This window comes from Paenibacillus sp. SN-8-1, assembly GCF_050995535.1.
Lineage (GTDB): Bacteria > Bacillota > Bacilli > Paenibacillales > Paenibacillaceae > Fontibacillus.
The window spans coordinates 732884-744943 of record NZ_CP194782.1 but is presented as its reverse complement, the minus strand read 5'-3'; the positions used below and the strand labels follow the sequence as shown (position 1 = coordinate 744943).

Sequence of the window (12060 nt, the reverse complement as noted above, 5' to 3'; positions counted from 1 at the left end):
ATTAGTTCACCTCTTTATAAAAATAATTCATTCAAATCAATCAATGTGCTTGATGAAATACCAAAAACGTTTTTCGTTTGTTCATTTTCGTCAGACAATTGTTGGATGTTCTTCTTAAGTAGTTCAATTACACTTTCCACCATTTCACGATTGTTCTCTTTAGCTAGGAATACACATATCAGCTTGTGATTCTGCATACCTATGTTCAAAGCTACTTCATCGAAAAAGTCCATTGAATTAATATCAGCAATGCTCGTGAATCGCGTAACATCAATTTCTTCTGGTAAATGACCTAAATAGTTATATGAGATATTCGGAAGTTCAAAGATGGGTTCCATAAACTGATAATCGAACGCAATATTTGAATTCTTCTCGATATCAAATTGATTCATCGAAACAAACTCCTGGATGTCATCAAAATTAACAACTTTTACAGGATGCATGGAGGTGAACCAGCCAAGTGTTTGATTCAATTGAATATGCTGGGGATGCTCAGTTCGGCCATTTAACTCCCTTGTTACCCAAACTTCTTCAGTAGAAAGATAATTGCAGAGACTTCTACTAAATAGAAGGAAGAGCAATAGATCAACAGCTATTCTTCTTTTTTCAGCAAAGCTCTGTACCGTTTGTACCAACTTATCATCTAATTCATATAAGTGAGCCGTAAAAGGCTCTTTATTGTTGTTATCAGTTATTCCGTTTGTCAAAACAGATTTGTCCGGTAAATAATTGTGCCATCTTGAACGTATCTCAGTCTCTACATTTCTATTTTTCAGATACTCTGCCCATTCTTTTATATTAGTTGTCTTCTCAATTAATACTACCGGCTCTCCTTTTTGAACAATCTCAAGTCCATGCATGAAATCATTTTTTAAAATCATCCAACTTACATTGTCACAAATTAAATGATGCAGGATCCAAACAATCTCATAGTTTTCATCGTCCAACTGAAATATTCCAACCCTCGAAAGCAGTCCGGATTCAATATTTATTTCTTGATGAAGTTGATTGATGGTCTCCATCTTCCAATCATGGATTGAGCTATGGGTAATAGATTGTGGAACATTGTAGAACGATACTTCCCTTTCAAGATCTTCCTGCAAATTCGATCTAATGTGATTCACATAACCATCAACTTTGCGAATAAACTGACTCCGCAATCCATCATGCTTCGAACGAATTTGTTTATACACTGTTATAAAGTCTTCTTGTCTAAACGCTCCACTTACTTTGAATATTTCAGATTGATTCCAATGGTTAATATTCGAGAAATTATGACTGAAAAACCACCTTTGAATCGGTAACAATTCCACTTCGCCAACTACTTCTCTTTGATCAAAGTTTCGTTTGGAATCTAGAGTACCTTCACAAAGTTCTCCAATTGTCTGACATTTCATAATGTCCAACGAGGAGACACGCAGCCCGATTTTATGCAGTTCATTAGAAACTTGAATACTACGAATAGAATCTCCGCCTACAGCATAAAAGTTGGATTGAAGAGTTACCTCTTCACTTTCTAACACTTTTTTGAATACATCCAAAATAATCGTATTAAACGAACTCGTTCTATTATTTCTTTCATTTAAATTCGATTGCTCACTATCATTTATAATCCGTGCTGTTAGTGCGCTTTTATCTAACTTTCCATTCACATTCAAGGGAATCTTTTCAAGACGAATAATCTGTTTTGGAATCATATACGATGGCAGATATTCTCGAACCATTCTCCCAATTTCCTCTTCCGTATCTGTACCAACATAAAATGTGAATAAGTGATCCTTTTCAACAATTGTAGTTACATTGGATACCTTGCTTTTAGTCATAATTAACTGAGAAATTTCCTCTGGGTCAACCCGATTTCCTCGAATTTTCACCATGTTTTGTTTCCTTGAAATAAATTGCAGATGCCAATTTTCGTTGAAATAAGCAATATCACCAGTTCGATAGAATGTATATTCTTTCTCCGCCAGATTCGTTGTAATAAGAGAAGAAGGCAATAATGAATCTAAGTAACCTGAGAAAACAGATCTACCGGTTATGCAAATTTCTCCTGATAATCCATGAGGAGTAAGCTCTCCACGTTCATCAATCAGTACTATTCCGGAATTGCCCATGGGGAGTCCAATGCTCGTTGGCTCGCTTCCAGCATTCATCTTTTCAAGAGAACACATGATTGTTGCCTCACTTGGCCCATAAGCATTATAAATAGTCACCTTTTGTGGAACAGTTGGATTATGTCGATAAGGAGCTCCCCCAACAAGAACACATTTTAAACTCTCACATTCGGAAAAATTTAATATTGCATAGTAATCAGGTGTCAAAAGAAAATGCGTTACTTGTAATTCTCTGGTAAATTGAGGGAACTTTTCATACCCCTGTTGTTCATCAAAAATCGCAATTTTTGCTCCACTACAAAAGGCCAGAGTCATTTCGAACAGACTTGCATCAAAGGAGAAACTTGCAACCTGTGCAACGACATCTGTTTTTGACACATCAAAATATCCTTGATATTCAGCAACTAAGCTTGCTAAATTCTCATAGGAGATAGGGACTCCTTTTGGCTTTCCAGTAGAACCTGAAGTGAAGATAACATACGATATATTTGCCATATATCTAGATTGATCATTAATGTGATAACTAGCCAATGGAGAAAGCTCGCCTAAATCAGTGAGTTCTTTTATGACTTGAATACGATCACATTTGATTTCCAGAAAATCTGTAAATACTAGTAGCGGCTGCGCCTCTTCGATAATACTTTCGATCCGTTTCTCTGGCATAACGCTGGAGATAGGAATATAACAACATTTATTTTTTTGAATACAATAAAACAGTATTGTTCCAATCAATTTATTCTTTGTACAAACAACGAACTTTGCTCCTTCGCTTATACCATTTTTCTGTAAAAATCCTCCGAATTGCTCCGAATAGTATTCAAGCCTTTCAAAAGAAATAGACTTTCCTTGATACCAAATCATTTCCTTACTTGGATCAACTTTTGCGAATAGATCATCCTTATCAAGCGAATTTAACTTTTGTGAGTGATCTATGTTTCCTTTGAAGAGCATCAAGCTTTCTTGTTCTTTATTCATGATTGGATACTCGCCAATTTGCTTATTGGGATTCTCTAATACTGCATGGATAAAGGTTTGAAAAGATACATGTATTTCCTCCATAAACCATGGTGGACAGATCGAACTGTCATGATTTGTTTCAAAGTAAATGTCGTTTCCTTTGATAATATAGTTAACGATCCAAGGAAACTCAGATTCCTTAGATGTTTGCTTCGCTAGAAGCAGATAATCGTTATCGCTTTCTTCCGTTACATCAAAGATTGTTTCGAATAGTCTATCTGACAAAATGCCGTTCGATTGTCCCACTTTTCTCTGCAAGTCGGCTGCGGGAATTTCACAATTCAAGATCAGGTTAAGAACTGTTTCTTGAATTTTACGTTGATAGGTTATACAGGTCTGATTAAAATCCAATGGAGTTATGAAAGGTAGCACATTGGCCATAAAAGCAAAGGTCTCTTCGTCTTCTACACTTCTTCTGGTAGATACCGGTATACCAATGGAATAGTTCTCTTTGCCAAAGAAACGACTAACGAACATTCGATAAATTGCCAGACTGGTAGCAAATAAACTGCTTCCAGTCTTGAGAGCATATTCAGCCAGCTGCTGTTTGGATATGTCTAGTTTTGTTCTAATTAAACTTCTTTCTGTGAAATCCAAGGGACTTTGTTTTGGAAATTCAAATTTTTCAGTAGCTTGCTGTAAATATGAATCCCAAAAGTGATCATTCTCGAGCCCATTACTTTTAGACAGACTGTTTTCTAAATAGTTTTCATATAATTGCTTATCTTTCGTTGGTCTCTTTCCAGAAAGAACATCCAATAATTCATTCTCGAAAGTCTTTACTGAATGACCATCCGCTATAATATGATGAAACTTACAAGCCAAAATTTGATGCTCTTTACTTCTAAACAATTTGTAATTAGTCAGTGATGTCATTACTGACATTGGCTGCTCTATATATATTTTCAATAACTCATTTAGATTGGAATCTTCTACTTCCTCAACCCATAATTCCACAGGTTTATACGACTCTATTTTTTGTAGAGGATGCTGTCCTCCAACGATCTCCACGCGTAAAGCCGCATTATACTCAATCAGGCTGTTTAGTGCGTCTTCAATCTCTTTTGATGAAACATCTAGATCCAACTCCAATAACAAAGGAATCTCATACTCGCCGTTTTCCCCATAAAGTTGAATACGACTCCATATTCCAAGCTGTAAAGGACTAAGAGAGAATATAGTTTTCTTCACTTTTAACACCACCTTCAATTTCTTTAACGAACTCTTCAAAACTATTCGCGCCAAATAATTGTTGAATGGTCACATTAAAGTTAGTTTTTTCGTTAACTTTGCGAACAAGCTGAATAGCTAGAAGTGAGTTGCCGCCTATTTCAAAGAAATTATCTTCAAGTGATAGATTAGAAATATTCAATATATCCTTCCAAATTTCACCCAGCTCTTGTTGTATTAATGAGGTGCCCATAATCGGATCGCTCGGTTGCTGAGTATTTTGCAGCAAAGTTGTTCGTAAAGCATTGAAATCAATCTTTCCGTTGGAATGAAGAGGAAATTCATCCACACCTTTAATGACTGATGGGACCATATACACGGGTAAAAGGCCCTTCAATTGATTTCGCACCCTATCCTCGGACATGTTCCCAAGATAGGCTAACAACAATGTAGTCTTTTCTTCATTCATCAACAATTGATAATTATTTGCCTCAAATAAAGTGGAAATGGATTGCTCTATCTCGTTCAATTCAACCCTATAGCCTCGAATTTTGACTTGTCTGTCTTTTCTGCCGATAAACGAGATACATTCATTTCTAGAAATATATCCAATATCGCCCGTTAAATATTTTTTCTTGTTCTCTTTTTCAAGAGTGTTATCAAATCGGTGTTCGTTTAATAACGGATTTGTATAACCGGCTGAAACTAGCGAGCCTTCAAGGACCAGCTCTCCAGGCATTCCAAATGGCAGCATCTTACCCTTGCTAGAATAACTATAAGCATTGAGTTTCTTCAAAACTTTACCAATTGGATATGCTGCATAGTGTTGTCTATTCTTCTCATTAATTTCAAAAATACTAGCTACAATCGTCGTTTCTGTCGGACCATACATATTGTAAATAACTGTGCTACCCGGTACATTCTCCAGATCAGAGCGCCTTAATTGCTCACCACCGACTATTAATTTATTTAGACAAGGCAACCCATTCAGATCAAGAACTCGTAATAATGAAGGTGTTGCGGTAAAAATGGTTACTTTCTCTTCACTAAGCACTCGTTCCATCTCTGCTCCGTAAAGTCGTTCTTCAGAAATATAGATTGACGCCCCAGAGTAAAGCGGCAGAAGAATATCCATTATAGATGGATCAAACGTCATTGCGATGTTCTGGTAATAAATATCTTCCATATCTACTATATTTTCTGAATAAAGAGCTTCTATTGAATTCTGAATGTTCTCTTGTGTTATAATTACTCCTTTTGGTGTGCCCGTTGTTCCTGAAGTATAGATGATGTAGGCATGGTTGTTTACGTCCTTATCGAAGCTCAACCTAGTGAAAGCACCTTGCTCAGTGAATACACAATTTGCTTTTGAATCTTGAAGAATATACTCAATCCGCTCCTTGTTAAATTCGCTGGACAAAGGAACATAAGTTGCACCTGACACAAAACAAGCCAAAGCATAAATGGTCATCTTTGCTCGATCCTCAGTCAGTACAGCAACCACATCTCCTTCAGATAATTGAGTTATCTGAATTAGTTGATCCACTATTTCAAGAGCCTCTCCATATGTCATGGACTTCTTAATATTTCGAATATAAGTTCTGCTTGAATATTTTTTGAAATAATTAACGATTTCTTCTGAAAAGACTTTTTCTGATGCTGCCTGCTCATGACTCTGTGGGAATATCGTTGAATCGCAGTGTAACAATTCAACAAGACTCGCATAATCTTCTACTCCACTTTGTAAGTGTTGGATGATCTTCTTTATTATTAAATTAGTGCTCTTTAACATATCTTCGTTAAAATAATTCTCTTGTGCATGAAGTTCATACTCAATTCTATTTACTTTTTCAGTAATCGAAATAGCTAAAGGGAACTCCACTTGCTCTTTACCTTGGAACTTCTCCATCGAAAATGTTCCTGAATCCGAGTGAATAGGGTAGTTTTCATAAACATAACCAATTTGAATCTCTGGATCCTCACCAAAGTAGTCTGCGATTTCAATCCACGAAATTCGATCATATTCTTGTATTTTATGCGCATTATCTCGAACAATTTCAATTAGCTGCTCCATTGTAGCTTGCTCGCTAGGAAGCTTTACTCTAAAAGGCAATGTGGAAATAAACATTCCTATTGTCCCTAATTCGTCTTTTTTAAACGAGTTTCTTCCTGAACTAGTCACAGCAAATAACACATCATCCCTGCCAAACAGCTGCAGCAGCGTTACACTCCAGACCAATTGAAAGAATTGATTCATGGTTATCTTATGGGTTCTCAAATAATCATAGATTCCACTAACTTCATCAATCGAATCATGCATAATAACATTGCTGCTATCATGTTTATGATTCAAATTAAGAAACTCAACAGGTGTATAATTCGAAAGAACCCCTTCCCAATTCTGTAAATTTGGGGTTAGGTTTGACTTCCTCATTAGTTTTTTCATGGTCATATAACTATCTGAAATCTCATTATTTAGTTCTGGAGTGTCATAAAATGCCGATAAATTCTCAAACAGGTAGGTCATACTCCAGCCGTCTAAAATCAAATGATGGTGTTCAAAAACAAGCACAAATGCTGTCTTTAGCTTGATTACACTGAAGCGGAATAATGGCCCATTTATGAAATCATAGGTTTGTCGTCGTTGTATGTTTAGAAGCTGATTCAATTCTGATTCAGCCTGATCCAGAGAAAGATCTGACCAGTCCATAAATTTAATTACACTGCGCTGTTGAATGTCTTCTACATTCCTCACTACTTGAATAGCTTCTCCATCAATCATCATAAATGTGCTGCGTAATGCTGGGCTAAATTTGATTAGCCGGGAAATTGCGCTTTGTAATCGATTCAAATCCAACTCTTCTGCCAGCATGTGCCATTGAATAATATAATTTCCCGAATTTGGATTTCTCATGCTTTGAAGCAGCATGCCCTTTTGTAATGGAGTAGTAGGTAGATAGTCAGGAATTTCTTCCTTCAAAAGCTGTCCTAACATATTCTCAAATATGAATAAGAATTGCTTAATAGATTCTTTATCATATCCTTCAGCGTTATATGATGCTCTAACTTCCAGACGTCCGTCTGAAATAATCGGTACTATAGATAAATCGTATGGGGCTCTCGTGTCGCTTCCAAAATCATCTGTCCGAAACAGAGAAGCAATTTCAAACCCTGAGTATCCTTTGGAATCAAATTCACCCATGTAATTGAACGTCCAATCGGAGTGGAAACTGATAGGATTTAAGAGCTGATAATCCATCCCTTTATTCGGAATATTCAATATTTGATTATGCAAGCCAATAATGGTATTTCTTAATGTTTCATCCTTAATCACTGTCAAAGGATAGATACTTGTAAACCATCCGATTGTAGTAGTAAATCCTGCATCATTAGTAGGTCTTCCATGCCCTTCCATTTGAACAGTGACTGGCTGCTGCCAACCATAAACTTCAAATAAGGCATGTGAAGTGATCGCAAGCAGCGTAGCCTCCATATCACCAAATAATTTTGACTGAACCAGTTCCTTTAATTCTTGTGTTTGTGTTTTAGTGAAAGAGAGCATCTCTTCTTGGTATTCTCGATACAGACCGAACTCTTTTACCTCATCAGTCTCATGGACCTTACCCCAGTATCTAGCAATCTCTGGGGAGACATAGTAGTTATCGATATACTCCACCCATTCATTAAACGTCCTACTTTCCAGTACGGGTTGTCTTGAATCTGGTGTGTCATTTAAATAATGAGACAAATTCCTTAAAATATTTCTCCAGGAGATCCCATCTATTATTAAATGATGTGCTGCCATATGAACAGTTAAACTGCCCTCGTTTTGAATTATGGAGAACTGATAAATTTTGCGCCCGATATCTAAGCTTTTTTGTTGGCGAGCAATAATATCCTCAATTGCAGATTCATCCTCAACAACAAAACTATCAATAAAGTATTCTTTTTCATCAACTTTAATAAACTGTTCCCATTGGCCATTCACCTGTTGGAAATAGGACTGGAAAATAACGTAATGATCAATAATTTGCCTTAAAGATGCAATTACCATTTCCTTTGTAATTCGTGGTTCCATCTTGATGACAACAGATTGATTCCAATGTGATGGATTCGCATATTCAGAATCAAAAAACCATTTTTGAATTGGTGAGAGCTTATTGCTCTTCCAAGCAGTAGGTCGAGATACCGTTGTTGTATCCGTACCCTTGCTTTCTAAATATCTTGCCAGAGACTGTATGGATTGATATTGGAACAATTCAGGAATCGATACTTGAAGTCCATGTGCCTGCAAACCTGCACATATTTGCATAGAAATAATGGAGTCAATACCGATCTCATAAAAGTTATCTGTCCTTCTCAATCCTTTAGTCCCGATATTCTCCTCAATACTGTCGCCGATCACTCGTTCAAGCGAGGTCCATTCTTCTTGTTGGCATATTTGCGCCTTTTCTTTTCTATCAATAGATTTTTTATCGACCTTCCCATTGACGGTTAACTTAATCTCTTCAACTCGAATGATTTCATTAGGAATCATATAAGCAGGCAGAACTTCACTAACCGCTTGTCGTACTGCCTCTTCCTCTATAGTTCCTTCATAATAAAGTGTTAACGATCCTTTTAATCCTTCTTTTTCAAAAGAAACGATACACTTTTCTATGCCTTCTATTTGTTGCGCACTGGTCTCGATTTCAGACAGTTCAACTCTGAACCCACGAATTTTAACCTGTCTATCCTTCCGAAATTGAAAATATAGACGGCTATCCAAGCCAATTTTTCCGATATCCCCTGTCTTATAGAAACGCTGTATCCCCTTATCTGTCTGCAAAAAGATAAACTTGGCTTCGTTTAATTCATTTTGGTTGAAATAGCCCTCTGTCAAACTCTTCCCGGCAATAACGATCTCACCCATGCAGTTGACTGGCATTAGCTGACCACTTGTGCCAAGAATCCCTACTGTAACATTATTTATTGGACTCCCTAAGGAGAGTAATTGATTTTCGTCTCTAGAAATTGGATATAGAGTTGTATAGGTTGTATTCTCAGTCGGCCCATACGCGTTATACAAATTGGTATTCTCTAACAATTTCAAGGCTTTATTTATAAATTTACTCGAAGCAGCTTCTCCACCGAAAAATATCTTTTTGGTGGCTGAAAAATGAAGAATACTTCCGTTTTCCACAAAAGAATTAAATAAAGCCGTTGTAAGAAAAGAGATCGTTGGTGCGTTCGCTACCCCGGCAAATCTCCAATTTCTCTCGTCTGTAACGGGGTCTGGAATGATCCGAATGCTTGCACCGTTCAGTAACGGAAACCATACTTCAAAGAGGCACGCATCAAATGTAAAGGAACTACATTGGGAGAAGATGTCCTCTACAGTAAAGCCAAATTCATTAAAGTTTGAACAGTAATTCAAAATATTTTGATGGCTTATTTTCACGCCTTTGGGTTGTCCAGTCGTTCCAGAAGTATAAATTAGACTAAAAATATCGTTTGTATGTTTAGGTCTATCCTGACTTATCACTTGGTCAGACCATAAATCGTTTTCTAATTCCGCTATAGTGTATGTAGTTACTCCTGTGAGTGCTTCTAGTTTCTTTTCGCTGTCATCCGTGATAATCACAGTAGTTTGGCTATCTGAGACGATATACTTAGTTCTCTCTTCTGGATAGTAAGGACTTAAATGAAGATATGTAATTCCATTCTTAGTTAATGCTAACATTATGGCAATAGCTTGCGGACTTCGTTCAAGCTGTAAGGAAACAAAATCATTCTCTCTTATTTGCAAATTTTCAATCGCTCTAGCATAAAGGTTCACTTTATCCACTAATTCTCTATAAGTAATTACGCCTTGTTCTGTAATTATGGCAGCTCTATTCTCCTGCTCCCGAGCCGCATTCATAAATTTCTCAAAGATTGTAGCAACTGAGGGCTCTTCCTTCTCCAAGCCAGATAATATTCTCTGATTTAAGGAAGGTAATGGATTATTTACAGCCTCTATTAATTGTCCTCGAAGGGATTTAATTAGCCATTCTTCAAAACATTGAATGAAATAAGCTCCCTCTTCCGGGGTCCAAACCTCGTCAGAAAATTCAAATTCAAGATAAACTTGATCCCCCATCTTTTTAACATTTCCAGTTAATTCGAACTTTGCACCATTCTGACTCGTATTGATTTCTTTTTTGATTCCATTAAAGCTATGTGATTCTTGATAACTGAATACAGTACGGAATGGTTGACGATCATCACTATCCAATAATCTGGAGATGTCTGAAAAAGTAAACATTTGAAACGCTGAGAGCTGTAGAACATTTCGTTGAATAAAGTGATAAAATTCACCTTGATTTTGTGCCAAAGAACAAATATCTGCGTCTAAACCGAATGGAAGGATATTTACAAAATAGCCCATACTTTTTTGTTCTTGTTCTGTTTGTCGATTCGCAAATGGGACACCGATTCTCATTCGCTGCTCGCCACTATATGTACAAATATACGAATAAAAACTACCTAAATAGAAAGAAAACATCGATATTCGATTATCTGAACAGAATTGGTTTATTTCCTCAATTACATCTGGCTTAACTTCAATTGTTTTGGTGAACCCGGAATAATTCTGTTGTACTTTCCCGTATTTGTTCACTCTATTTGGTATATCGTTGATTTTTTCATAATACTCTTCATACTTTTCTTTTTTTCTCTGATTCAATGCCTTGTTATGAGGAATGAAAGTTTTCTTTGGCAGCTCACCTTCAGATTTGTTGAAATACCCATCCATAAGCTCTTCAAGTAGTAAATTCTTCGTCCAACCATCTGTAACAATATGATGTGAATTAATTATCAAGTACTTTTCATCTGTTAACTCATTCATCCAAATATGGAACTGTATTAATGGCTCATGTATTAAATCAAAGGGATAAGTTTTTAATTGTTCAATAAGATCATCTATTAAAACCTCTTCACTCCGATGAACGGACACTAGCGGACTGCTACAATTAACTTTCTTCTTTATCTTCCCATTTTCCATGAAAAAATTCATACGCAGAGCAGGATTCATTTCGATCACTTGTTTTATTGAATCCTCTAATCGATCTCTCTCAATTGGCCTTTCAAGTTCGAAGCACCATGTCTCCGTATATAAATCTGTAGGTGTAGCCCTTTCCCGTAAGAAAAATAGTTGTGTCTCTTCTGCTGTTGCATCAAAAATCTCTTGGTCATCGCAAAAATTCTTTTCCATGTCCCCAGGTTCACATTCCCTTCATTAAAATTTATTGCTTATTTAATGACATTAATTTGCTCGAAATCACAAATGAAAACGTTTTCCTTTTTGGGCGGATTCATACCATGTGACGATGTCTTGGACTCAACAGTCAATTCTGAAGAGAAGTTCAAATCCATATCGTGTCTTCTCTTAATGAAGCTTCAATTGTCTAAAGAACAGTCAACTTGATACAACTAAATGCGAGAATTTTCTACATATTTTGTAAATAAGTAATTATTTGTATCTTTCTATAAAATTTGTCTAATAGGAATAATTTATCCTTTATTTAACTTTATAGGATATTTTAATAATAGATGGCACTAATTCTTTTGTCAACGTTATAAAACGAATTATTCTGGTAAATATTTACTACTTTTATATTTTTCCATAAAACTTATGATGTTCCAAATATAGTAATTAAGTGTAATATAACCCAAGTCAGATTACCCATGTTGCCTTTCATCGCGATACTCTAACCATGCAAAAAAAGGTACAGCCTCC

General features: G+C 36.2%; 2 protein-coding genes. Both read right to left on the bottom strand.

Translation table 11 applies throughout. The features are described 5' to 3' along the window. Nucleotides 1-14: 14 nt before the first annotated feature. Entirely contained in the window at nt 15-4322 is a 4308-nt protein-coding gene (locus ACRRNK_RS03580) for a condensation domain-containing protein (protein WP_433945444.1), read from the bottom strand. Next, nucleotides 4297-11535, bottom strand: a complete 7239-nt coding sequence (locus tag ACRRNK_RS03575) for an amino acid adenylation domain-containing protein (protein WP_433945443.1) — start codon at nt 11533-11535, stop codon at nt 4297-4299. The genes ACRRNK_RS03580 and ACRRNK_RS03575 overlap by 26 nt, the downstream gene beginning before the upstream one ends. Nucleotides 11536-12060 lie beyond the last annotated feature (525 nt).

Excerpts from the sequence above, each read along its gene's own strand:
- ACRRNK_RS03575 (WP_433945443.1), bottom strand. The coding sequence starts at position 11,535 with ATGGAAAAGAATTTTTGCGATGACCAAGAGATTTTTGATGCAACAGCA.